This is a genomic window from Methylobacterium sp. GC_Met_3, from assembly GCF_026540775.1.
In the GTDB taxonomy this organism is placed as follows: Bacteria; Pseudomonadota; Alphaproteobacteria; order Rhizobiales; family Beijerinckiaceae; genus Methylobacterium.
In genome coordinates, this window is the sequence record NZ_JALNUL010000004.1 from 84,127 (window position 1) to 106,376 (window position 22,250).

Annotated in this window: 23 protein-coding genes; 8 read left to right on the forward strand and 15 right to left on the reverse strand. The window is 69.7% G+C overall.

Annotated features, from left to right (window positions below):
* Positions 1-63: 63 nt before the first annotated feature.
* On the forward strand, positions 64-567 hold the full coding sequence (locus OXS27_RS07625; RefSeq protein ID WP_267355378.1) for a cupin domain-containing protein: 504 nt from the start codon (positions 64-66) through the stop codon (positions 565-567).
* Here OXS27_RS07625 and OXS27_RS07630 read toward each other — a convergent pair.
* The 12 genes from OXS27_RS07630 to OXS27_RS07685 form a co-directional block, all read right to left on the reverse strand.
* On the reverse strand, positions 519-1,763 hold the full coding sequence (locus OXS27_RS07630) for an MFS transporter (protein ID WP_267355379.1): 1,245 nt from the start codon (positions 1,761-1,763) through the stop codon (positions 519-521). The genes OXS27_RS07625 and OXS27_RS07630 overlap by 49 nt on opposite strands.
* Positions 1,760-3,433: an apolipoprotein N-acyltransferase gene (gene lnt, locus OXS27_RS07635; RefSeq protein ID WP_267355380.1), complete on the reverse strand. Its 1,674-nt coding sequence runs from the start codon at positions 3,431-3,433 to the stop codon at positions 1,760-1,762. The genes OXS27_RS07630 and lnt overlap by 4 nt, the downstream gene beginning before the upstream one ends.
* Before the next feature lie 10 nt (positions 3,434-3,443).
* Entirely contained in the window at positions 3,444-4,574 is a 1,131-nt protein-coding gene (locus OXS27_RS07640) for a hemolysin family protein (RefSeq protein WP_243916921.1), read from the reverse strand.
* Between the two features lie 36 nt (positions 4,575-4,610).
* Entirely contained in the window at positions 4,611-5,090 is a 480-nt protein-coding gene (gene ybeY, locus OXS27_RS07645; protein WP_267355511.1) for an rRNA maturation RNase YbeY, read from the reverse strand.
* 2 nt (positions 5,091-5,092) lie between these two features.
* Positions 5,093-6,109, reverse strand: coding sequence for a PhoH family protein (locus OXS27_RS07650; RefSeq protein WP_243917216.1), 1,017 nt, complete (start codon positions 6,107-6,109; stop codon positions 5,093-5,095).
* Positions 6,110-6,221: 112 nt separating this feature from the next.
* Positions 6,222-7,559, reverse strand: coding sequence for a tRNA (N6-isopentenyl adenosine(37)-C2)-methylthiotransferase MiaB (gene miaB, locus OXS27_RS07655; RefSeq protein ID WP_267355512.1), 1,338 nt, complete (start codon positions 7,557-7,559; stop codon positions 6,222-6,224).
* A 166-nt stretch (positions 7,560-7,725) separates the two neighbouring features.
* Positions 7,726-9,462, reverse strand: a complete 1,737-nt coding sequence (locus OXS27_RS07660; RefSeq protein WP_243916920.1) for an L-lactate permease — start codon at positions 9,460-9,462, stop codon at positions 7,726-7,728.
* A 168-nt stretch (positions 9,463-9,630) separates the two neighbouring features.
* Positions 9,631-10,497: a lysophospholipid acyltransferase family protein gene (locus OXS27_RS07665; protein ID WP_243916918.1), complete on the reverse strand. Its 867-nt coding sequence runs from the start codon at positions 10,495-10,497 to the stop codon at positions 9,631-9,633.
* Positions 10,498-10,501: 4 nt separating this feature from the next.
* Complete coding sequence (locus OXS27_RS07670; RefSeq protein WP_267355381.1) at positions 10,502-11,017, reverse strand: GNAT family N-acetyltransferase; 516 nt, start codon at positions 11,015-11,017, stop codon at positions 10,502-10,504.
* Positions 11,014-11,694 (reverse strand): tRNA (adenosine(37)-N6)-threonylcarbamoyltransferase complex dimerization subunit type 1 TsaB, encoded by a 681-nt coding sequence (tsaB, locus tag OXS27_RS07675; protein ID WP_267355382.1) that lies wholly within the window; start codon positions 11,692-11,694, stop codon positions 11,014-11,016. The genes OXS27_RS07670 and tsaB overlap by 4 nt, the downstream gene beginning before the upstream one ends.
* Before the next feature lie 184 nt (positions 11,695-11,878).
* On the reverse strand, positions 11,879-13,570 hold the full coding sequence (locus tag OXS27_RS07680; protein WP_267355383.1) for a HAMP domain-containing methyl-accepting chemotaxis protein: 1,692 nt from the start codon (positions 13,568-13,570) through the stop codon (positions 11,879-11,881).
* Between the two features lie 1,214 nt (positions 13,571-14,784).
* The gene (locus OXS27_RS07685; RefSeq protein ID WP_243926979.1) at positions 14,785-15,351 is read right to left on the reverse strand and encodes a NifU family protein; all 567 of its coding nucleotides are present in this window, start codon (positions 15,349-15,351) and stop codon (positions 14,785-14,787) included.
* A gap of 174 nt (positions 15,352-15,525) precedes the next feature.
* Here OXS27_RS07685 and OXS27_RS07690 point away from each other — a divergent pair, with 174 nt between their 5' ends.
* The 4 genes from OXS27_RS07690 to OXS27_RS07705 all read left to right on the forward strand — a co-directional run bounded on the left by OXS27_RS07690 (position 15,526) and on the right by OXS27_RS07705 (position 17,732).
* Positions 15,526-15,990 carry an atp-dependent helicase gene (locus tag OXS27_RS07690; protein WP_243926981.1) on the forward strand — a complete coding sequence of 155 codons (465 nt, stop codon included), beginning with the start codon at positions 15,526-15,528 and terminating at the stop codon, positions 15,988-15,990.
* A gap of 78 nt (positions 15,991-16,068) precedes the next feature.
* Positions 16,069-16,524 carry a DUF2934 domain-containing protein gene (locus tag OXS27_RS07695; protein ID WP_267355384.1) on the forward strand — a complete coding sequence of 152 codons (456 nt, stop codon included), beginning with the start codon at positions 16,069-16,071 and terminating at the stop codon, positions 16,522-16,524.
* Between the two features lie 146 nt (positions 16,525-16,670).
* Complete coding sequence (locus OXS27_RS07700) at positions 16,671-17,336, forward strand: HAD family hydrolase (RefSeq protein ID WP_267355385.1); 666 nt, start codon at positions 16,671-16,673, stop codon at positions 17,334-17,336.
* 189 nt (positions 17,337-17,525) lie between these two features.
* Positions 17,526-17,732 carry a hypothetical protein gene (locus OXS27_RS07705; RefSeq protein ID WP_243926987.1) on the forward strand — a complete coding sequence of 69 codons (207 nt, stop codon included), beginning with the start codon at positions 17,526-17,528 and terminating at the stop codon, positions 17,730-17,732.
* 18 nt (positions 17,733-17,750) lie between these two features.
* Here the strand turns inward: OXS27_RS07705 and OXS27_RS07710 are convergent, their stop codons facing one another.
* From OXS27_RS07710 to OXS27_RS07720, 3 genes are all read right to left on the reverse strand, one after another.
* The gene (locus OXS27_RS07710; protein WP_243926989.1) at positions 17,751-18,005 is read right to left on the reverse strand and encodes a hypothetical protein; all 255 of its coding nucleotides are present in this window, start codon (positions 18,003-18,005) and stop codon (positions 17,751-17,753) included.
* Between the two features lie 130 nt (positions 18,006-18,135).
* Positions 18,136-18,402, reverse strand: coding sequence for a hypothetical protein (locus OXS27_RS07715; protein ID WP_267355386.1), 267 nt, complete (start codon positions 18,400-18,402; stop codon positions 18,136-18,138).
* Positions 18,403-18,577: 175 nt separating this feature from the next.
* Entirely contained in the window at positions 18,578-18,958 is a 381-nt protein-coding gene (locus OXS27_RS07720) for a DUF6481 family protein (RefSeq protein ID WP_243926993.1), read from the reverse strand.
* Positions 18,959-19,880: 922 nt separating this feature from the next.
* Between OXS27_RS07720 and OXS27_RS07725 the strand changes: the two genes are divergently transcribed.
* Genes OXS27_RS07725 through hpxZ form a run of 3 tightly spaced genes read left to right on the forward strand, consistent with a single transcriptional unit; the run spans position 19,881 to position 21,864 of the window.
* Complete coding sequence (locus OXS27_RS07725; protein WP_267355387.1) at positions 19,881-20,087, forward strand: DUF4089 domain-containing protein; 207 nt, start codon at positions 19,881-19,883, stop codon at positions 20,085-20,087.
* A gap of 14 nt (positions 20,088-20,101) precedes the next feature.
* The gene (locus OXS27_RS07730) at positions 20,102-21,481 is read left to right on the forward strand and encodes an AtzE family amidohydrolase (RefSeq protein ID WP_267355513.1); all 1,380 of its coding nucleotides are present in this window, start codon (positions 20,102-20,104) and stop codon (positions 21,479-21,481) included.
* Positions 21,481-21,864: an oxalurate catabolism protein HpxZ gene (gene hpxZ, locus OXS27_RS07735; RefSeq protein ID WP_267355388.1), complete on the forward strand. Its 384-nt coding sequence runs from the start codon at positions 21,481-21,483 to the stop codon at positions 21,862-21,864. The genes OXS27_RS07730 and hpxZ overlap by 1 nt, the downstream gene beginning before the upstream one ends.
* The last annotated feature ends 386 nt before the right edge of the window (positions 21,865-22,250 follow it).

Consider the following 22,250-nt stretch of genomic DNA (forward strand, 5'->3'; position numbering starts at 1 on the left):
CTTGAACTTCTCTGAGTATTGCGACGCTCTGGGTCGTTCCCCATGATGCGGAGGCAGGCCGGCTTGAGTCTGGAGCGTTGGGAGGATGCCATAACAGCGATCGTCCGGTACGATGCGAAGCCCGACGCGGTCATCGGCGGGATGCACGTCACCTATCTCGCGCGCAGCGATGCCACTGCCGACGCGATCGGCATCTACCGGGTCACGATGGATCCGCGCACGCCCGGAGCCGGGCTGCACCGGCACGCCCGGCTCACTAAAACGTTTGCGGTGGAGGCCGGCACCCTCATCCTCAACCTCGACGGGACCGACATCGATCTCGGGCCCGGCGACTTCGCGCTGGTCCGGCCCGGCACGCCGCACGCCTTCGCCAACCGCGGCGACGAGGCGGTCCGCTTCACCCTGAGCTTCGCGCCGGCACTCGCCCGTGAGGGCTTCTTCGAGGGCTTGGCGGATCTCGCGGCCGCGGAGCGCTTGTCGGAGGCCGAGGCGATGGAAGACCTGATGCTGCGCTACGATCAGGAGCCGCTGGCCGGGTTCGAGGGCTGGAACGCGCTCAGTCGCTGATCCACGGGACCAGAGAACTCCGGCTCTGCCGCGCTGACCTTGCGGTCACGGCCCGCCGCGAGGCCGATCAGGATCGCGGCGGTGGCGATCCCCGCGAACAGGATGCCCGGGATGCCCCATCCCCCGGTCGCCTCGTGGGCGAGCCCAAAGGCCAGCGGTCCGAGGCAAGCCCCGGCGTAGCCGATGCCCTGCGCCATGGCCGACAGGCCGGCGGCACTGGCCGCGTCGGCCGCGCGGAGCACGATCAGGGTGAGTCCCAGGCCGAAGCAGCCGCCGATCCCGAAACCCAGCGCGCAGGCAGCCGGGACGCGCAGAGTGTCGGGTCCGAAGGCGAGAACCAGAAAGGCGCCGGCGGTCAGGCCCGGGATCGCGACGATCCAGGCCCGCTGATCGCGGGCGCGGGCGGCCAGCATCGCGATCAGCAAAGCACCGGGTGCCTGGACCAGCGTGGTCAGCGAGGCGAACAGGCCGGCATCCAGCGGCGTCAGGCCACGGCCCTGCAGCAGCAGCGGCAGCCAGCCGAACAGGGTGTAGGCGAGCGAGGATTGCAGGCCCATGAACCCGGTCACCCACCAGGCAAGAGGGTTGCGGAGCAGCCGCCCGGCCGAGGGCGCCGACCGCGCGCTCGGCCGGCGTGCGAAGGGGATCCAGACCAGACCGGCGACCAGCGCCGGCAGCGCCCAGATCGCCAGGGCGGAGGGCCAGCCGCCCCCGAGGGCGTGCTCGACCGGGACCGCCGCACCCGCCCCGGCCGCGGCGCCGAGGCAGAGGGTCATGGTATAGAGCCCGGTCATCAGGCCGCTGCTGCCGGCGAAGTCGCGCTTGACCAGAGCGGGCAGCAGGACGTTGTCAAGGCCGATGCCGATGGCGGCGAGCGCCGTTCCGGCGAACAGCGGCACGAGGCCGCCAAGGCCGCGCAGCGTCAGGCCGGCCGTCAGGATGGTGGTGCCCGCGAGCACCGCGAGATCGGCCCCGATCCGCCGGATCAGCGGCGCCGCCAGCGCGCAGGCGATGCCGAGGCACAGGACCGGGAGCGTGGTGAGGATTGCGGCCCCGCCCGCGCCGAGGCCGGTCTCGTCCCGGATGGTCGCCAGCAGGGGCCCGACCGTGCTGAGCGCCGGCCGCAGGTTGAACGCGACCAGCATCAGCGCGAGAACGAGCAGGATCCGACGCCCGCTGGCGAATCCCGCACTCATATCCGGCGCCCGGCCGTCACCGCCCCGACGAAGCAGGCAGCCAGCATCAGCGCGAAGACCGCGTCGCCGAACCGACCGTACAGGGTGCCCCCGACGATCCGCGCAGGCAGATCGGCGTCGAGCCAAGTCTCCTGATTGAGCGGCGTTTCGGCGACGATGCGGCCGTGCGGGTCGATCACCGCGGAGATCCCGGTATTGGCGTCGCGGACCAGGGGCAGCCCCTCCTCGACGGCGCGCAGGCGTGCCTGGGCGAGATGCTGGCGCGGGCCCGGCGTGTCGCCAAACCATGCATCGTTGGTGACGTTCAGGATCAGCCCCGGGGGATGGGCGGCAGGCGCGGCGTGGCCCGCCGGCAGGATCGCACCCGGAAAGATTGCCTCGTAGCAGATCGTCGCCGCCACCGGCGGCAGGCCGGGCACGGCCAGGATCCGCTGCGCGGCAAGCGCCCCCGCCGAGAAGCCGCCGGGAACTGCCACGAACTGGCGCAGGCCCAGCGCCCGCAGGGCGGCGTCGAGGGGGCTGGGCAGGTACTCGCCGAACGGGACAAGGTGGACCTTGTCGTAGCTGTCGGAGATCACGCCATCCGGCCCGATCACCAGGATGGCATTGAAGTAGCGCAGGCGCTCGCCCGGCAGCGGTTCCTCGGCCCGGGCCGCGCCGGTGACGAGGTGCTGACCGGGCTTGAGGCCAGCCGCCACCTTGGCCAGAGCCTCGGGATCGCGCTGAATCAGGAACGGGAAGGCGGATTCCGGCCAGACGATATGGGTCGGCTCAGGCTCGCCAGCCTCCACCGGGCGCTGGCTCAACTCGATGTAGCGGTCGACGATGTCGGCGCGATTCTCCGGTCTGAATTTGGCGTCCTGCGGCAGGTTCGGTTGGACGAGGCGCAGGCGAATACCCGCAACCACCGGATCCGCCGACCCCAACCGCTCGGCCCCAAACAGGGCCATACCGCCAAGCAGCAAGGCGGCGGCCACGCTCGGACCGAGCCGGCTGCGCGGCTGCGAGCCGGTGGCGAGCGTCGCAGGGGCGGCGCAGATCAGGATGGCCAGCACGGTCAGGCCATAGAGGCCGATCTCGGCGGCCCCCTGTATCAGCCAGAGGTTCTGGGCGAGCGCCATGCCAAGGGTGTTCCACGGGAAGCCCGTGAACAGGTGGCCGCGCAGCCATTCGGCGCCGCCGATTCCGAAGGCGAGGGCGGCGATCCGCCCCGCCCCCCGGCGCCATAGAAGGCCTGCGGCGCCAAAACCCGTGCCGTAGAACAGGCCGAGCCCGAAGGGCAGGCCGACGACGCCGAGCGGCAGCGCCCAAAGGAACTCGTCGGCCTGCACCAGAAAGGCCTGGCCCAGCCACCACAGACCGGCGGTGAGATAACCGAAACCCCAGGCCCAGCCGATCAGAAAGCATGGCCAGAGGCGGCGCAGGGCAGGGCGATCCGCAGCGGCCCCATCCATGAGCCAGACCACGACGGTCAGCGATAGGACCAAGGCCGGCAGAGCTCCAAAGGGCGGCATTGCCAGCGCACCCAGCGCACCCACGAGCCACGCCAGCCCAAGGCGACGCCAACCGGTCAGACCCGCGATGGCCTGCACGAAACCCGGCATCCGGTCATGCGTCGGCGTGCCCGGTGCTGCGGAAGCCCGGGCGTACCCCGCCGTCACGCGCGTCACGCCGGGACCATCACGGGTGAGGCGTCTCGGCGGCCGGTGGATTGGAGGGCGGGGGCAGGGCGAGCGGAACGACGGCACCGATCCGCGCCGCGCCCTTGTGGAAGCGCAGCCGCTTCAGGCGGCGCGGATCCGCGTCGAGCACCTCGAATTCGAGATCGCCAGGCCCGGCGATCAGCTCGCCCCGGGAGGGGACGCGTCCGGCCAGCGTCACGATCATCCCGCCGAGCGTGTCAATCTCCTCGGCCATCTCGCCGACTGCGGCAGCGAGATCGACGCCGGTCGCCTCCGACACTTCGGCCAGCGGCGTGCGCGCGTCGGCCACGAAGACATCGCCTTCGCCATCGACCCGCTGAACGTAACTGGCCTCGGCGACGTCGTGCTCGTCCTCGATGTCGCCGACCACCACCTCGATCAGGTCCTCGATGGAGATCAGCCCATCGGTCCCGCCATACTCGTCGATCACCAGCGCCATGTGGGTGCGCGTGGCCTGCATCCGCACCAGCAGATCGATCGCCGGCATCGAGGGCGGCACGAACAGGACCGGCCGCTGGATACGCGTCGCCGCCAGGGTCGTGGTCAGGTCGACCTTGCCGAGGTCGAGGCTGCGCGGAAGCCGTGGCGCCGGACGGCGGACGCGCGGCGCGGCCGCCGCATCGACCGCGCCGTCGATCCCCGGCTCGGCGGGCTTGGCAGCCGGGACGCTGCGCCGGGTCGGCTCGGCCTTGGCGGCGATGTGATCCACGAGATCGCGGATGTGGACCATGCCGCGGGGGTCGTCGAGGGTCTCACCGTAGACCGGCAAGCGGGAATGGCCGGCGGTGCGGAACAGCTTGAGCAGTTCGCCGAGGCTCGTCTCGTTGGAGACGGCAACGATGTCGGCCCGGGGGACCATCACGTCGTCGACCCGCACCTTGTGCAGGCCCAGCACGTTCTTGAGCATCACGCGCTCGAGCGGGGAAAGACCACTCTCGCCGGCATCCGGCTCCGCCAGCGCCTCCTCAAGACCCTCGCGTAGGGAATCGCGCGGCTTGAGGTGAAGCGCCTGTAGCAGGCGGTCGTACCAGGGCTCCCGATTTGGGGACTCGCCCTCGTTGGAACTGGGCGCGGCCAGGGCCGCGCCGCGACTTCGATCGTTGCTCATGTCTCTCGGGTCTGGGAGCGTTCGGACGTCGCGCACTCAGGCATAGGGATCCGGGATACCGAGGGTCGCGAGAGCCGCGACTTCGAGGGATTCCATGGCCTCGGCCTCGGCCTCGCCGATCTCGTGGTCCTGACCGAGACAATGCAGGGTGCCATGGACGAGGAGGTGAGCGAGGTGATTCTGGAGCGGCTTCGACTGTTCCGCACTCTCGCGCACCAGGGTCTCGTACGCAAGGACCACGTCGCCGAGCGGCGTCGCGACCTGCGCATGCCGCGGCTGCGGGGCGGCCGGGAAGGACAGGACGTTGGTCGGCTTGTCCTTGCCGCGCCAGGTCTTGTTCAGCTCCTGGACCGCAGCATCATCCGTCAGCAGGACGCTGACCTCGACGGGGCCGTCCGGCTTCTCTGGGGCGATCGCCAGCCCGGCCTCCACGGCGCGGGTGACGAGCGCTTCGAGGTCGGCAATCGCCGTCTCCCAGCGCTCATCCTCGACGGCGAGGTCGATCTCGTGCGGCATGCTCACGCCAGCGGCCGGCGCCGGGGATTCGGGTTGCGGTCGGCCTCGTCCGCCCCGTGGGCGGCGCTCTCGTAGGCGGTGACGATCCGGCGGACGAGATCGTGGCGGACCACGTCGACGTCCTTGAACCGCACGCGACCAATCCCCTCGACGCCCTCCAGCACCCGGACCGCCTCCACGAGACCCGACTTCTGGCCCGGCGGCAGGTCGATCTGGCTCGGATCGCCCGTGATGATCATGCGCGAGCCATCGCCCAGGCGAGTCAGGAACATCTTCATCTGCATGGAGGTCGTGTTCTGCGCCTCGTCGAGCAGCACCACGGCATTTGTGAGCGTCCGCCCGCGCATGAAGGCGAGCGGCGCGATCTCGATCTGCCCGGTCTGCAGGCCCCGATCGACATGGCGTGCCTCCATGAAGTCGTAGAGCGCGTCGTAGATCGGGCGCAGATACGGATCGACCTTCTCACGCATGTCGCCAGGCAGGAAGCCCAGGCGCTCGCCAGCCTCGACGGCGGGACGCGACAGGATCAGCTTCTCGGCATGGCCCTGCTCCAGCAGCGAGACCGCGTGACCGACGGCGAGCCAGGTCTTGCCGGTCCCGGCCGGGCCTTCGGCGAAGACCAGCTCGTTGGTGCGCAGGAGCTTGATGTATTCGTCCTGCGCCGGGTTGCGCGCCCGCACGGCTCCGCGCTTCCGAGTCGCGATCTGCTCGAAATGCGGCTTGTCGGCCTCGGCCGCGATGGTCTCGGCGGGGAACAGCGTCGCCTGCGCGGTGGCCTCGCGGATCGCGCCGTCGACATCACCGAGCGTCAGCGTGCTGCCGCCCGTGCGAACCCGGGTGTAGAGCTTCTGGAACACCCGCCGGGCCTTCTCGGCGGCGTCGGGCGAGCCCTTGATGACGAGGTGGTTGCCGAGCGCCGTCGCGGTCACATCGAGCCGCCGCTCGATATGGGCGACGTTCTGGTCGTATTGGCCGAAGACGAGGCTCGCGAGGCGGTTGTCGTCGAAGGTCAGCGGCACTTCGACCGGCTCGTCCGATCCGGGCGGCCGCGCCGCCGGGCCGCGCCCCTTGAGCGCGCCGCGCGCGCCCGCCCCGTCCGATGCGCTCAAGCCGTCATCCTCGTCATGTGCCTCATGCCGCCGCAGCTTCCGAGACGAGCTGTCCGAACAGGCTGTTGGTGCCGGCTTCGATGATGCGCACCGGAACCACGGAACCGATATGGTGCGGTGCTGCATCGAACTGCACGGCGAGCAGGTGCGGCGTCTTGCCCGCGACCTGCCCCGGATACCGGCCCGGCTTCTCGACCAGCACGTCGAAGACCTGGCCAGCAGCCGCGCGCTGATAGGCGTAGCGCCGGCTGTCGAGGAGCGCCTGCAGCTCCGCGAGCCGCGCCGCCATCACGGATTCGGGCACCTGATCGGTGCGATCGGCGGCCGGCGTCCCCGGGCGTGTGCTGTACTTGAACGAGAAGGCGCTCTCGAAGCCGATATCGCGCACGAGCCGCAGAGTCTCGGCGAAATCCGCGTCGGTCTCGCCCGGGAAGCCGACGATGAAGTCGGAGGAGAGGGCGATGTCCGGACGCGCAGCACGGATCCGGTCGATCAGGCGTCGATACGCGTCGCCGGTGTGCTTGCGGTTCATCGCCGCGAGAATCCGGTCCGAGCCCGACTGCACCGGCAGGTGCAGGTAGGGCATCAGGGCCGGGACCTCGGCATGCGCCCGGATCAGGGCGTCGTCGAAATCGTTCGGGTGGCTCGTCGTGTAGCGGATCCGCGCGAGGCCGGGGATCTTTGCGACGGCCTGCACCAGTTCGGCGAGGCCGACCGGCGCGCCGTCGGAGCCCGCGCCGTGATAGGCGTTGACGTTCTGGCCGATCAGCGTGATCTCGCGCACGCCGCCCTCGGCGAGCTTTTCCGCCTCGGCCAGCACCTTCGCGACCGGACGCGAGACCTCGGCGCCGCGGGTGTAGGGAACCACGCAGAAGGCGCAGAACTTGTCGCAGCCCTCCTGCACGGTGAGGAAGGCCGAGGCCCCGAGGGTACGCCGCCGGGGCAGGTGGTCGAACTTGTCCTCGACCGGAAACTCCGTATCGACCACGCGCCGCTCGCGGGAGCGGGCCAGCAGGTCGGGCAGCCGGTGGTAGCTCTGCGGGCCGACAACGACATCGACAGCGGGCTGGCGCGCCTGGATCTCGGCACCCTCGGCCTGGGCGACGCAGCCCGCCACGACGATGCGCGTATCGAGCCCCTTCGCGGTCCGCTCGTTCTTCAGGACACGCAGGCGGCCCAGTTCGGAATAGACCTTCTCGGCGGCCCTCTCACGGATATGGCAGGTGTTGAGGACGACGACATCGGCCTCGTCCACCGAATCGGTCGGTACGTAGCCCTCGGCGCCCAGGACATCGGCCATGCGGGCCGCGTCGTAGGCGTTCATCTGGCAGCCGTAGGATTTGACGTAGGCCTTCTTCAACGCGCGCCGTCCCGAACCGTCAGCGTGATCCATGCGCCCGCCCCGCAGGGCTCGGCGTCCGGCCTGTAGCACGGATCGCGCGAGGCGTCGCGGCGTCCCTGAAACGCGACCGGCCGCCCGTAGGCGGCCGGTGTAGTCGGGCGGCAGATGTGTCTGCCGCCGGTATTCAGTGGGCGACCGGCGCCGCGTTCGGCACGTCGATCACCATCTGCTGGAAGAACGGTACGTAGGCCTGGAGCATGACGAACAGGCCGACCAGACAGGCCAGCGCGATCGAGTGCCAGAACACGAAGCGCAGGATCTTGCCTTCCTGGCCGAAATAGCCGGTGGCCGTGGAGGCGACGACGATCGACTGGGCGTCGACCATCTTGCCCATTACGCCGCCCGACGAGTTCGCCGCCGCCATCAGCACGCCCGGCAGGCCGAGCTGCTCGGAGGTGATCCGCTGCAGACCGCCGAACAGCACGTTCGAAGCCGTATCCGACCCGGTGAGCGCCACACCGAGCCAGCCGAGCAGCGTCCCGAAGAACGGGTACAGGATGCCGGTGCCGGCGAACGCGAGGCCGAGCGTGGCATCGACGCCCGCGTAGCGGGTGAGGACGCCGAGCGCGAGCATCGCCGCGATCGTGATCAGCGAATAGCGGAGGGCCCAGATGGTCTCGAAGTAGGCCGTGATCAGCCGCAGCGGCGAGAAGCGCATGATCAGGCCCGAGATGAGCGCGGCGATCAGCACACCCGTGCCGGTGTACGACATGTAGGTGAACAGGAAGACCGCACCCTCGGGGACGGGCTTGGCCACCACCGGAGGCACCTTCATGATCACGTTGTGCAGGCCAGGCACCTCGTACTTCCAGGTGAAGAGCGGGTTGACGATGCCCTTGAACCAGCCGGTGCCCCAGATCGCCACGATGATCGAAAGCACGATCCATGGCACCCAGGCCATCAGGATCTCGCCCTGCGAAGCCGTGCGGGCGCCGGTATGGACCGGGGGCATGCCGGGCACGCCGGCACCGAGCGCCACCGGACGCGGGCCCGCGACGGCGAGCGACGGATCGTGGCCGCGCAGTGCCGGGGAGGTCCAGATCTCGCGCGGCTGCCAGACCTTCAGGAACAGCACGAGGGCGAGCATCGAGGCCAACGATGCGCCGATATCGACGATCCAGGGATTGACGTAGTTGGAGATCAGGAACTGCGCGACCGCAAAGGTGGCGCCGCAGACCAGAATCGGCGGCCAGACCCGGATCATGCCGCGGAAGCCCGCGAACACCCAGATCAGCCAGAACGGCACGATCAGCGAGAACAGCGGCAATTGCCGGCCGATCATCGCGCCGAGGATCTCGGGCGGGTAACCGGTCACCGAGGCGAGGCCCTGGATCGGCGCGCCGAGGGCGCCGAAGGCGACGGGGGCGGTGTTGGCGATCAGCGACAGGCCGGAGGCGGCCAGCGGCGAGAAGCCGAGACCGATCAGGATCGCGCCGGTGACGGCGACCGGGGTGCCGAAGCCGCCCGCGCCCTCGAAGAAGGCGCCGAACGCGAAGGCGACCAGGAGCAGTTGCAGGCGGCGGTCGGCCGTGATGCCGGCGACCGATTGCTGCAGGATCGCGAACCAGCCCTTCTCCACCGTCAGCCGGTAGAGGAAGATGACGTTGAGGATGATCCAGCCGATCGGGAAGAAGCCCGTGACCATCCCGAGGATGGCGGCGCGGGTGGCGAGTTCCGTCGGCATGCCGAAGCCGACGACGGCCACCAGCATGGCGAGGCCCAGCGCGATCACGGCCGCGATGTGGGCTTTCACGCGCCCACTGGCGATCATGGCGAGCAGCGCGATGACCGGCACTGAGGCGGCAAGCGTCGAGAGCCAAGCGCTCCCAAACGGATCGTAAACCTGATTCCAGGTTTGCACCGGGCGACCTCCACTAATCCCGCCTGATGCGGATTGCGGCCTAGCTAGCAGAGAGATTCGGCCTGCTCAATGCACTGCATCATGTATTACAGCGACCATTTCTACCGATGATCTAGCGTGCGGTCTGATCATCGCAGGTGACGCCACAAAGGGGTCGTGCCCGCACAATCAGATCGCCGCGACCTCCGGGTCGTGAAGGTCGAGGCCCGGGCGGGCCGGGCTTACGCTGACCGCAGGCGTGCGGCAGCCCCCCGTGCCGATGCCCCGCAGCGCGGCGCGGACCTCGGCCTCCGCGGCGGCGGTGGCGACCTTCCGGTCCGTCGTCGCCTCGAAGGCGATCGGTGCGCCCCAGGCGACATGCACGTCAAGCGGGCCGCCCTGCACGAAGGCGGTGAGGTGCGGGGCCAGTTCCATATCCCCGTACCATGCGATCTCGGCCCGCTCGGAGCGGGTCACCGGCAGGCCGTTGCGCCGGGGATAGGCGATCGCCAGCGGTTGCAGGCGCACGCGGCTGCGGCCAGCCTCGGCCTGCAGCGCCGCTCGGGCGGCGCCGACCAGGGACGAACGGAACGGCAGGAGCCGGGTGCCGTCGCCGGTCGTACCCTCCGCGAACAGGACGACCAGCTCGCCCTCGGCCAAGCGATGTCCCATCGCGACGCTCACCGTGGCGGTCGCCCCCCGGCGCTGCCGGTCGATGTAGATCGTCCGTTGAAGCCCGGCGAGGACGCCGATCACCGGCCAGCCGGCAATCTCCGACTTCGCCACGAAGGAGAGCGGCCGCAGCGAGCCGATGGCGATGATGTCGAGCCAGGAGACGTGGTTGGCGAGCACCAGGGCGGCCTCGCCGGGGGCGGGCGGCGTGCCGCTCTGCGTCACCCGCACCCCGAACAGGCGCAGGACGACCCGGTGGAACAGGATCGGCGCCAGGGCGGAGCGGCGGCCGAGCAGGCGCAGCGCCACCCAGTGCGGCGGCACCAGAACCAGGAAGGCGAGGGCCAGGGCCGCCACGCGGCAGGCGATGCCGAAGCGGCTCACGGCGTCAGAGGTCGGCGCTCATCGTCAGCGCGGTCGCCCGGCTGCCGTCGGCCTTGAGGTAGTAGCCCGTGCGCGCACCGACCTGCCGGAAGCCGTTGCGGGCGTAGAGGCGCAGGGCCGGCGCGTTGCCCTCGGCGACCTCCAGGTGGACCCGGGCGATACCGGACAACGCAAGGCTCGACAGGTGCTCGCGCAGCAGCTTGCGGCTGTGGCCGCCGCCCCGCAGCGCCGGTGACAGCACCACGGTCAGGATCTCCGCCTCGTCGACGGCGCGGCGCGAGAGCACGAAGCCGTGGAGCGTGCCGGCGCGCCAGAGGGCATGTGCCTGCGTCGAGCGCTCGCAGAGCATCCGCTCGAATTCATGGGCCTCCCAGGGCCGCGCGAAGGCGGTCGCGTGCAGCCGGGCCAGCGCCGGGGCCTGCGACGCATCGGTGAGCGGCGCCACGTAGGGCTCGGGACTCAGCGCGTCCCACCATGCGGACCACCAGTCGAAGGGCCAGAAGAGGATGGGCCGCGTCATTGCCGGGCGATCCGCGCGTGATCCTGAGGCCGCGCGTCGGGCCCGCGCAGGTAGAGCGGCCGGGGGAGGGCCTGTTCGGGATCGGCCAGCAAGCCGAGGGCGGCCACGGACGCGATGTCCGGCCCCGTGACGCGGCTGACGCGGGCCTCGACCCCGCGCTCCGCCAACGCGGCCGCGAGCGCCGACGAACCGGATCCGGCGAGCAGCATGGGACCCGCCCCGACCAAACGGTCGGCGACGTCCGCGACGGACAGGTGGGCCGGAGCGATGCCGTCGCCCCCCGGGTTGAGAGCCTGGACGTAGAGCGCGCCATGCCGGGCATCGATCGCCGCGGCGATCGAGCCCTCGATCGTCTCGGCCAGCAGATGGGCCAGCAGGGCCGAGAGGGTGCCGACCCCGACCACGGGCTTGCCCGTGGCGAGGCCGATCGCCCGGGCGGCCGAGAGGCCGACGCGCAGGCCCGTGTAGCTGCCCGGACCCACCGTGACGGCGACACGGTCGATGGCCTCGAAGCCGCCGTCCAGGCGGGCCATGACCCGCTCGATCAGCGGCAGAAGCGACTCGGCATGTCCGCGCGCCATCGGGAGCGATTCGGTGGAGATCGGCGTGTCGTCACCCTCCGCCATGACGCAGGCGGCGCAGGTCTCCAGCGCTGTGTCGATGGCCAGGATACGCACGCCCACTCCCACCTGCCGGGCTTCACCGGCCCTCGGCTCCCTGCGCCCCGGAAGGGCGCGAAGAGTCGGAATCGATAGAGCAAAATCACCGTCCCGTCAGCGTCGAGCCGGCCGCGTGTGCCCGATCAGCGGCGGAGTGTTGCCGGCTTGCGCCGCTTTGCCCCGGAGCGCCGGCTGGCGGTTCTCAGGCGGCCCGGATGGTGTCGAGGAAGCAACGGATCTCGGCATTCAACCGGTCGGACTGGCCCGACAGCGCGGAGGCCGATGCCAGAACCTCTCTGGCCGCCGTGCCGGTCCCCTCCGCGGCCTCGGCCACGCCGCCGATATTGCGCGTCACCTCATCCGTGCCGCCCGCCGCCTGGGCGACGTTGCGCACGATCTCCTGCGTCGCCGCGCCCTGCTGTTCCACCGCCGCCGCGATGGAGGCGGCCACGCCGTTGATCTCGCGGATCCGGCCCGTGATCGTACGGATCGCGTCCTCGGCATCGCCGGTCCGGCCCTGGATCCGACCGATCTGTCCGGTGATCGTCTCGGTGGCCCGGGCGGTCTGAAGCGCAAGTTCCTTGACCTCGCCCGCCACGACGGCGAAGCCCCGGCCCGCATCGCCGGCCCGCGCGGCCTCGATCGTGGCATTCAGGGCCAGCAGGTTCGTCTGACCCGCGATGGTCGAGATGATCTCGATGACGGCGCCGATCGTCGTCACGGCGGCGCTGAGTTCGTGCATCAGGGCGGCGGTTTGATCGGCCTCGTCCACCGCCTGCCGGGCGAGGTCGGACGAGCCCTCGACCTGCCGGCCGATCTCGCCGATCGAGCTGCCGAGTTCCTCGGCCGCTGCCGCGACGGTGTTGACGTTGCTGGCCGCCTGCTCGGCGGCAGCCGCCACGGCCGTGGATTGCCGGGCGGTCAGGGCCACGGTCTCGCTGAGGCCCTGTGCGGTGGCCCGCAAAGCCGTGGCCGAGGACGAGACCTGGCCGACGATGCCGACCACCGCCGCCTCGAAGCGGTCGGCCAGCTCGACCTGAACGCGCTGCCGTTCGTTGGACGCAGCCTCGTCGGCGTTGCGCTTGATCTGGGCCTCCTCGGCGGCCTTCGCGGCCATGAACGCCTTGATGGCCTCGACCGCCCGGCCCACGGCGCCGATCTCGTCGCCGCGGCGCGCCTCGGCGATCTCGGCATCGATCGCGCCCTGCGCCATTCGCTCCAGGACCGCCACGAGACGCTTGAGGGGGCCGGTGATCCCGATCGTCGAGACCACAAGGACGCAGACCAGCCCGGCCAGCATCCCGAGCGCGCCGAAGCCGATCAGGCTGTGGCGGGTGGCATCGGTCTGAGCAGTCAGGTCGTTGGAACGCCGGTACATGCTGTCTTCGATGGCGTTCCCGATCCGCGTCCCCTCGGTCCCGAGCGACGCGAAGATCGGATCGACCGCGTCATGCGCCCGATCCAGCGCCTCACTTCTCCGGCCCGCGAGCACGAGGCTGCGCACGACAGAGGCCTGCTCGACGAAGCGCGTGGTGCGATCCCGCTGCGCCTGGACCTGTTCGGCGAAGGCTGGAACCTGCTGGGCGATCTCGGCCAGCGTCGCGTCGGTCTGCGCGACCGCCGCCTCGAACGCCGCCGCAAGCCGCCGGACCTGCTCCGGATCGGTCTCGGCCATCATCCGATACAGCAGATATGTCAGCGTGTTGTGAAGACGGTTGCTGCGGCGGACGTTCGAGACGGCCTTTGCGTCGCGCGCGACCATGATGCTGTACGTGGCATCGACCATGGCCATCCGGTCCTGCGCGAACCAGATGCAACTTCCCACGATGGCTGCGGTGATCAGGTTGATCGACAGCAGTTTCGTGAGGATGTTCGTGCGCGCCAGCAAGCTCATGCGAATCTCCGAGACCCGGTCACACCAGAAGTCTGGATCATCGCGACAGTCAATCCGAACAAGATCGAATGACCATGACGATCGTTTCGAGATAAAATTTTCCGTTCAAGAAAATATTCAGAAACAAAAATAGATTTAGACGCTTCTTAATTGAAAGACTGCAAATATCCTTACCGCTGATGACCCTTGGCATGCTCTGATAAATTGCCCGGAGCGGCAAACCTGGAACGCGAACGCGCATGGCTTCGAACACGTCTGATCGTCCCCGCGCGCCTTTCGGCGCCGGGGGCATGGCCCAAGAAGCAACACGCGGGACGCGGGACGCCGCGGGAACCCAGGTGTCGGCCAAGTAACGCGCGGGATCCGGTCCCCGCGGCGCCCGCGGCATCGACCGGGCATCGCCCCCGGCCGGTGCCGTCTTTCTCGTCGCGGTGTCTCCGACGTCCCGATCCTGCGACTCCCCGTTAGCGGTCTCGGGCGGGGTGCACGCACCCCCGGAACCCGCATCGGCGCCGTGGCCTTCCAGCCGTCCCCCGCCTCGTCGTGGGCGGGTCCGCAGGTCGCTCAGGGTCAGCCCAGACGCGGGTCGGCGCGGGGGGCATTTCCTCCCCCCGCCGGGCAAACTGCCGCCCGGTCTCACGCCCGCATCCGAGGCACGCCCCGTACCGGTCCGCCGCCCGGGGCGATGGCGGCTGAGAGCCACCGACGCGGGCACCGCCCCGTCCCCGGACCCGCCCGGTCAGCCACCGCGCGGGCCCCCGAAGGACGCCCCTGGGTCACCCCAGAAGCGTCGCGGACAGGTGGCGGCTAATGAGCATAAAATAGGAACATTGTCAAGGATGGCGTAGGGTGGTCAGCCCTTTGGTCACGCTGATCACACCTTACCCCCCGATGCGCGCTCTCCTATCGCGGCTGCGGGGGACGCAGGTTTGAAGCATGCCGCTCATGATAGAGCGCGACCGGCCCCCTCTCCCGAGCGGGAGAGGGGACCCGCGCCTCAACCTGCAGAAGGGCGCGCCTGACGAGACCGAAAACCTGTGTCACCCGTAGCCGCAAGGGGGAGAAGACAGCCCCGCGGCGAGAAAGGTTTAACTATCGTATCGTGTGCGGAGAGCGGAAATACGCTCTCTTTTCGAAGCATCGGCGCCACGCCGACACCCTCGCGGCCGCGGGCGAAAAAGCCCGCGGCGCACCGTTCGTCGCCGATACGCTCCTCAGATCGCCTGAACTTCCCGCACCTCGGGGAGGAAGTGCCGGAACAGGTTCTGAACCCCGTGCCGCAGCGTCGCGGTCGAGGACGGGCAGCCCGAGCACGCACCCTTCATCTCGAGATAGACGACGCCCTCCTTGTAGCCGCGGAAGGTGATGTCGCCGCCGTCGCCCGCTACGGCCGGGCGCACGCGCGTCTCGAGCAGATCCTTGATGGTGACGACCGTGTCGTGATCGGCCTCGTCGTAGAACTCGTCCCCGGCCTCGGTCGCATCATGACCGCCCTCGTCCATCACAGGGGCGCCGGACTGGAAATGCTCCATGATCGCGCCGAGCACGGCGGGCTTCACCTGCGCCCAGTCGGACCCGTCCTCGGCCTTGGTGACCGAGATGAAGTCGTGCCCGAAATAGACGCCCGACACGCCCGGGACCGCGAACAGGGCGGACGCCAGGGGCGAGCGGGCGGCAGCCTCGGCGTCCTTCGCCTCGAAGGTCGACTCGGACAGGACGACGCGCCCGGGGAGGAACTTGAGGGTGGCCGGGTTCGGCGTGGCTTCGGTCTGGATGAACATGCTGGCATAACTCCGCTGCGCCGGTTCAAGGCCGGCCGGGACATGCGCCCCAGGGCGCCCTGTTCATGTGGACCGACCATCGGATTTTCTCAACCTGCGCGGCCTCCCGCGAGAGTGGACATTCCGCTTCGCGCATCCGAGGACGGGCGCATCGAGGCAACAGAGGAGCCAGCGGTGACCGTGACCGGGGACGAGATGCTCGCGCAGGATCAGCCGGGAGACCTACGCGAGATCCAGGCGAAGCTCGACGCGGCCCAGACCGAGGTCGCGGCCCTCAAGGTCCTGCTCGCCCTGCGCACGCACCAGCACGCGCAAGCCTGGCAGGCCGCGCGGCGCGCGGGCCTGGACCTCGATCACGCCCGGGCCGGCGCAGACATCGCGGCTGCGGACGCCAGGACCGTGGCGGATGCCACAGCCGCCCACGGCGAGGTCGTCGCCCGCGCCGAGGCGCGTACCGATGCCGTCCGCATCGTTCTCGACGCCGTCCTGGCAAGCCTGCGCGTCTGGGGCTTGGACCGGCGCCGGTTCCAGAAGCGCATCGCTCAAGCCGGCCGCGACGCTCCCGTGGCCGGTCCCGGGGCGGAGCGCCACGCGATTCTCCTCGCCGAGGCCCGGCGCATTCTCGGCCGCACCGAGTAGCCGATCTGCAGGGTTAACTGCCCCTTAACCCAGCCCTCCCATCGTCGGTCGCGGGACGGACAGCAGGAGGCCGACGGCATGCAGATCAGCGAACACCACGTGCGCGAATGCGCCTATTTCATCTGGGAAAACGAAGGCCGGATCCACGGCCAGGCCGTGGCGCATTGGATGCGCGCGGAGACCGAGCTGCACGCCAACGCCACGCTGGCGGCGGGAACCGTGATCCAGGCCGTCACCGCCGAGAAGGCCGCCATTCCAGCCTCTGCCAAGGTTGCCGCGCCCAAGGCCGCTGCCCCCAAGTCCGCTGCCCTCAAGGCCGCTGCCCCCAAGGCTGCGACGAAGGCCGCCGCGCCGAAGACCGCGAAGGCGGTTGCGCCCCAGGCTGCCGCCAAGCCGGCTGCGCCGAAGCCCGCCCCCGTCAAGGCTGCCGCGAAGCCGACGGCGCCGAAGCCCGTCCGGGCCTCGAAGGTTGCGGTCACCGCTGGGCTGGCCGCCAAGGCGAAGCCCGCCCGCACCCCGGCCGCGATGCACTGACGCACGCCGCACCGGATTCATTTCAGAAGCCCGTCCCCGACCGGGGGCGGGCTTCTGCCGTTCCGGCGCCCCGAAAGGGAACAGGCCTCCCGCCGCCCCGGTTGTTGGCCCTGAAGCGGGCTGCCCTGCGCCGCAACGAGGCTCGCATGCGCGCTGTTATCTTCGACATCGACGGGACCCTGCTCGACAGCGTCGATCTGCATGCCCGCGCCTGGGTGGAAGCCTTCGCGCATTTCGGCGTGGAGACGGATCAGGGCCACGTCCGCAGCCAGATCGGGAAGGGCGGCGACGAACTGATGCCGGTGTTCCTGCCGCAGGAGCGGATCGAACGCGAGGGCAAGACCATCGAGGCGTTCCGGTCGGACCTGTTCAAGCAGAAGTTCCTGCCCGAGGTGCGGCCGTTCCCCGGCGTCCGCGCCCTGTTCGAGCGGATCCGCGCGGATGGCCTCACGATCGCGCTGGCCTCGTCGGGCAAGCGGCCCGAGGTGGAGCGCTACACCGAGATCCTGAAGATCGGCGATCTCCTCGATGTCGCCACCAGCTCGGATGACGCCGAGCGGTCGAAACCGCATCCCGACATCTTTCAGGCTGCCCTGACCAAGCTCGGAGCCGGGCGGTCCGACACGATCCACGCGGTCGGTGATACGCCCTACGATGCCGAGGCCGCGGGAAAGGCCGGCGTGCCGACGATCGGCGTGCTCTGCGGTGGATTCCCGGAGGCCGACCTCTCGGCGGCGGGCTGCGTGGCGATCTTCCGCGATCCCCAGGATCTCCTCGACGGCTACGACCGCTCCCCGCTGGCGCAGCGTTGACGGCCCGCCAGACCCGCGCTGTCTATACGGCAACCCGCGCTATCCCCATGTTTCACGCGATCTGTTGCAGCGCGGTGACTCGGCATGATGCCGGCTACGTAAAATCGCGATAGGGGCTGGTGCGGCTTCGGCAAAAGGCGTAGCCAGCCGCCCGCCAACCTGGATCCTTTCAAAGGACGAGCGCTGCGGATGCCTCAGACCCATCAGGCCGAACCGGCGATGCGCTTCGTTCCGGCCGCCAAGTCGCTGCCGGATCAGATCGCCGACGCCGTCGCGTGTCAGTCGACCCCGCTGAGCCACCTGCTGCGCCTGATGGCGGCCCTGCAGGCCGAGGGCGGCGACGAGACCCTGCGCCTGCGCCTGCGCGCCCGGATCGGAGCGCCGCTCAACTCGTAATCGCCGGAGCCTGAGGGCTCACGACCGCCGATGGCGCCGCTTGTGCCGTCGGTGTGCGGGCTTGGCCGGCTGCGCGGCCTCTCCCAAGCGCGCCATGCAGGCGTAATAGATCTGCTTCCCGATCTCCTCGAGTTCCAGACCGCGGGGGTTGGGTGCCACGAAGACCTTGGCCCGGGCCTCCAGCCGGCAGGCTGCGTCTTCCGGACTGCGAATCGGGGGTTCGGCGCGGGCGGGGCTCACGGCCAGCATCAGGCCGATCAGCGTTCCGAACACTCCGCATGCGGATAAACGCTGTCTCGCCCAATTATTCAGCATTCCGATCGCGATCCCTGCTCCACTCCGATGCCGAAATAGAGCGTTTCGCGCGGCAGTGAACCGTCCGAGACTACGGTCTGCGCGTCCGTCAGGGCACGATCCACAGGCAGCGGCCGGCACCCGCGATCGTCATGCATTCGTACGGCGCGCCGCCGATCAGAGCCCGCTGCTCCACCGAACCGATCGACTTCCGATCGATGCTGCGGCAGCCAACCTCGCCCTCGGCCGTACGGCTCGCGCCAGTCGAGGCATCGACCCGGCGGGCCGCCAGCAGCGTGTCGCACGCCATCGCCTTGGCCGGGTCCTGAGCCGCGGCGGCCCCTGACCACAGCAGAAGGGCAACGAGCGGACTCATCCTGTACAGCATCGCGCGACCTCTCCAGGGCAGCCGCACGAATCAGGACGGCCGAAGGACAGTCGCAAACGCGGCACGCCGCGCGCAGGTTTCAGGCTCCAGGCCCAAATACGACGACGCCCGCCGGAGGGGCGGGCGTCGTGCCATCGAAACAGCCGAGTCGACCGGCGCGCGCTTAGCGCTTGACCTTGACGCTGGCCTTTCGCGCCGCGTACCGCGCGTCGCGCTGGGCCTTCTTGGCGTGAAGTTCGGCCGACTTGCGCTCCTGCGCGGCGGCGAACTCGGCGACTTCGCGGGCGAGCTGGGCAGCCAGCTCGGTTTCCTCGCGCTCACGCTTCTCTTCGGCGGCCTTCAGCTCGGCGGCGATGCGCGCGGCCTCACGCTCGCGGGTACGCTCCTCGCGGGCCTTCGTGATCTCGGCCCGGGCCTTGGCCTTGGCGATCACCTCCGGATCATCGGCCGGGGGGCGTGCCTTGAACTTGGCCAGCAGGGCAGCCTTGGCACTCTGGGAGTGCTGGCGGCGGTCGTCGAAATTTCTGTAGTCGAATGCGCTCATCTGACCTTTCTCAGTTCAATACGTTCGACATGCACAGGGACATCCGGCCACGCCGGTGCGGGACCTTTCGTCTGCGGATCCCGATGCCGTCCCCGGACCTCGGAACCATGCCGACCCATCGGGTGTACCGATGGCTCGACCCGAGCGCTCAGCGGACGCCGCAGCGCTCGGGTCGAACCAAGGTTTGAAAACGGTTAGCCTTTAGCCGGAGCCCCGGCGGCGATGCAATCGCGGGAACACGTTCGGCCCGCCGACACAGCGACAATCCACACCGTCTCTGTAAGAGTCTCACCCGGCGATGCAGAAAAACATCAAGCGCCAGTCGCAACGCATGCCTCAGTGAGTGGGGTGCCAGCATCGCGCGGCGCCTTCCACAAGATAGGACGGGGCCTAAGAGGCGGCAAGATGGCCAACCTGTATTGGCCGTCACCCTGACAGACGGCCCGAGGCCATGCGCAGCTCATTCGGCATCACGGTTCGCGCGCCAACACACCACCGGACTTGTTTGCGATGGTTCACCTTCGGTGGCTGCAACCCTGATTTGCACCAGCGACATCTTTGCGTTGCCGGGTGATGCGAGCCGATCTGCGGAATGGCTGCGCCGTATTTGGAAGCGGGGTCTCGGCCCTCGGGTATTGGTGGCGACGGGCCGCCCAGGCCGCGTCTCAGCGCATCACGATCAGGCACAGCGTCTAAACCCAGCACCGACGCGGTCTATCAAATCGACCCAGAGCCAGCCTTGGCGACGAGCGCTTTGCGCTCAAGAATGAGGCAGCGCGGCATCCTGAACTGCTCGCTCGCGCAGCCGATAGGGTGTTGCACATTAATGAGGCAGGGGATCAAAGTCTTCGCCGCCGAACCTGTCGGCATGAGGCCTGCTAAACCCAGCCGCGTCGATCCCAGCGCCGAATCGAGTCGCGCCATGCCCGAACCCGTACCGTCATCCGCCGCCGTGTTCGATCCGGACGCCTACATCGCGGCGACCGCGCCGCTTCTCGGCATCGCCATCGAGGCCGGGTGGACGGACGCGATCACGGCCAATCTGCGCGTCCTCGCGGGGGCCGCCGCGTTGCTGACCGAGTTCCCGCTGCCCGATACAGTCGAGGCCGCGCCGAGGTTCGAAGCGTGAGCGCGGCGCCTCCGATGGATGCGGCGTCGATCGCCGCCGCGGTCGCCGGCCGACGCAGCACCGCGCGCGACGTGGTTGCGCAGACCCTCGACCGGATCGCGCGGACCGACGGTCGCATCAACGCCTTCACCGACGTGCTCGGCGCCCGCGCCCTGGCCCGGGCCGAGGCCCTCGACGCCGCCCTCAGTGAGGGCGCCACCGCCGGGCCGCTCGCGGGCGTGCCGTTCGCGGTGAAGAACCTCATCGATGTCGCAGGCCTGACCACCCGGGCGGGCGCGAAGATCAACCGGGGGCATCCCCAGGCCCAGCGGGACGGCGCCCTGGTGCGTCGGCTCGAGGCGGCCGGGGCGATCGTCGTCGGGGCGCTCAACATGGGCGAATACGCCTATGACTTCACGGGCGAGAACATCCACGACGGGGACGCCCACAACCCGCACGCGCTGGATCACATGACCGGCGGCTCATCCAGCGGGTCCGGCGCGGCGCTGGCTGCCGGAATGGTGCCGCTGACGCTGGGCTCGGATACCAACGGCTCGATCCGGGTGCCCGCCGCCTTCTGCGGCTGTTTCGGGTTGAAGCCGACCTACGGCCGGCTCAGCCGCGCCGGGAGCTTCCCCTTCGTCGGCAGCCTCGATCATCTCGGGCCGATGGCCCGCGGCGTCGCCGATCTCACCCTGGCGTATGACGCGATGCAGGGCCCGGATCAGGACGATCCCGTGGCGACGCCCCGCGCAGCCGAGCCGGTCCTGCCGGTTCTGGAATCCGGCATCGACGGCCTGCGGATCGCGGTTGCGGGCGGCTATTTCGCCCGTGGGGGGGATCCGGACGCGTTCGCCGCGGTAGCGCGCGTCGCAGAGGCGCTGGGCGCACAACGGACCGTCGAGCTGCCGGAGGCCCATCGCGCCCGGGCTGCCGCCTACCTCATCACAGCGGCCGAGGGCGCGACGCTCCACCTCGACCGCCTGCGCACCCGGCCGGGGGATTTCGATCCTGCGGTGCGGGACCGGCTGATCGCCGGCGCGATGATCCCGGCGCCCTTCGTCGAGCGGGCGCAGCGCTTCCGCCGCTGGTACCGGGATGCGGTGCTCGACCTGTTCGGCGGCGTCGACGTGATCCTGGCGCCCGCCACCCCCTGCCGGGCGCCGAAGGGTGGCCAGACCCACTTCGTGCTCGACGGGGTGAGCCTGCCGGTGCGGGCCAATATCGGCGTGTTCACGCAGCCGATCTCGTTCATCGGCCTGCCGGTGGTCGCCGTACCGGTCCGGCTCGACGACGGGCTGCCGCTCGGTGTTCAGGTGATCGCCGCCCCCTGGCGGGAGGATCTGGCCCTGCGTGTCGCCCGCCACCTCGAACGGGCTGGAATCTGCACGGCGCCGATCGCGGAGTTGACCTGATGGTGATCGACGATCCCGCCGTGAAGGCCGAGGTCGAGGCCGCGTTCGAGGCCTACGAAACGGCGCTCACCGCCAACGATGTCCCGACCCTGGAGGCTTTGTTCCGGGACGATCCGCTGACCATCCGCTACGGTATCGGCGAGAACCTCTACGGCATGGACGCCATCCGCGCCTTCCGCCGCGCCCGCTCGCCCGTGGGCCTGGAGCGCACCCTGGCGCAGACACAGATCACCACGTACGGGCGCGATGCCGCTATCGCCATGACGCTGTTCACCCGCGCGTCGGCACCCGGGAAGATCGGCCGCCAGAGCCAGACTTGGATGCGCTTCCCCGAGGGCTGGCGGGTGATCGCCGCGCATGTGAGTTTGATTGACGCTGACTAAAGCGCTCGGCGCCGACGTGGACACCGGTTCGCAGCACGAAAGCGGTTTGAAAGTAATGGTTTGGTGCTGCGCATGTATGCAACGCGCACAGTACACGACAGAAGACTGAAACCCTTCCGGACATCCCACCCAAGCCCTCATCCTGAGGTGCCGAAGCGTTGTGCAGGCCTCGAAGGAGGTCTCCAGGGATCGCGCGGCTGGCTGGAGCCCTCCTTCGAGGCTCGCTGCGCTCACACGTCAGGATGAGGGGGATTGGGTGGGATCGCTCATGACCCAGCCGCAGGGTTCTGTCGTGCACGATGGGCAACGCAATCAGTCGCCGTTCCAGCTCCGCGGGGCGAGTGGCCGCGGGCTTGCATACGGTCGAGCGTATTCCGGGCCGTCCT